Here is a 1,073-nt window from a genome sequence, read left to right on the forward strand (position 1 = left end):
TTCCGCCCTCGGGCGTGAACTTCACCGAGTTGCTCAGCAGGTTCCAGAACACCTGCTGCAGCCGGGCGGCGTCGCCGTCGATCTCGGGCAGCGCGGCGAGCTGCGGCTCGGCCAGCGCGATGCGCTTGCGCTGCGCATCCAGCCGCGTCGCGTCGAGCGCGGCCGCCACCGGCACGGCCAGCGATTCGCGGCGCACCGCGAGCCGCACCTTGCCGGTCATGATGCCGTTGACGTCCAGCAGGTCGGCGATCAGCTGCGCCTGCGCGCGGGCGTTGCGGTGGATGCGCTCGGCGGCCTCGCCGATCCGGCCGGCATCCAGGCGGCCGCTGCGGATCAGCTCGGTCCAGCCGAGGATGGCGTTCAGCGGCGTGCGCAGCTCATGGCTCAGCGTCGCGAGGAATTCATCCTTCAGCCGGCTCGCGCGCTCGGCCTCGGCCCGTGCCGCGCGCTCGCTGGCGTTCAGCTCGGCCAGCCGCCGCTCCTGCGCCAGCCGGGCCGTCACGTCGCGCGTGGAGCCGGCCACGCTCGCCACGCTGCCGTCGGGTGCGAACACCGGGTTGAAGATGTACTCGAACCAGCCCTGCGCGCCGGTCGGGCTCTGGTAGAAGGTTTCGCCGACGACGCGCTCGCCGCTCACGAAGACCTGCTCGATCTCCGCCCCCAGCCGGTCGGCCAGCTCCTTCGGGTACGGCAGGTCCCAGAAGGTCTTGCCGACGATCTCGTCGAGCGTGATGCCCAGCAGCTGCAGCAGCGGCCGGTTCGAGTAGGTGAAGCGCAGCTGCCGGTCGAAGGTGTACGCGAAGTCCTCGATGCCCGACAGCGTGACGTCGAAGCGGTGCGCCTGCGCGGCCCGCTGCTCGGCCTCGCGGGCCAGCATGCGCTCGGCCATCACCTGGTCGGTGACGTCGTGCCCCTGCACGAAGATGCCGGTGACGCGTTCACCCTCGCCGCGCACCGGCTGGTAGACGAAATCCACGAAGCGCGTCTCGGGCTGCAGGTGCGCCGCCCGCTCGGGCGCGAAGGCCATGCGCCGGCCGATGAAAGGCTCGCCGCTGGCGTAGACCGCATCCAGC

At 71.7% G+C, this 1,073-nt stretch carries 1 protein-coding gene; it reads right to left on the reverse strand.

Going from position 1 to position 1,073, the window contains the following annotated elements; translation table 11 throughout:
- Window positions 1–1,027, reverse strand: a 1,027-nt coding sequence (locus tag AC1D01_RS36020) for a PAS domain-containing protein (protein ID WP_477874510.1), incomplete at its 3' end; no start/stop codon positions are given.
- Window positions 1,028–1,073 lie beyond the last annotated feature (46 nt).

Source organism: Rhizobacter sp. P3_B12 (assembly GCF_056402895.1).